The sequence below is a fragment of the Paraburkholderia sp. SIMBA_027 genome, from assembly GCF_046535315.1.
Classification (GTDB): Bacteria; Pseudomonadota; Gammaproteobacteria; order Burkholderiales; family Burkholderiaceae; genus Paraburkholderia; species Paraburkholderia tropica.
In genome coordinates, this window is the sequence record NZ_JAWRWY010000881.1 from 1 (window position 1) to 262 (window position 262).

The following is a 262-nucleotide window of genomic DNA, read 5'->3' on the forward strand; positions in this document are numbered from 1 at the left end:
GGTCGATTTAGCGTAATGGTTGCAATAGAATCTCTCACTTCAAATAACAAATCTGCCAATGAAATCACTCCTTCGAATATTCAACTTGCTTCGTTCCAGTTAAATAGGACCATAAATCACTTTCATTACTTGTTAGCAAATCAGTGGCTACTACATACAACCAATGCTCTATGTTTTCCCCTTCATCTCGCCACGACCAAAGTCTACGTGTATATTGATGTAAGCAATGTTCATGAGTAGTACCAATCGCTGCATGTACTTG

Annotated in this window: 1 pseudogene; it reads right to left on the bottom strand. The window is 38.5% G+C overall.

The window, feature by feature from the left end:
• Positions 1-64: 64 nt before the first annotated feature.
• Positions 65-262, bottom strand: a pseudogene (locus SB764_RS41620) (acyl-CoA dehydrogenase); the annotation flags it as partial.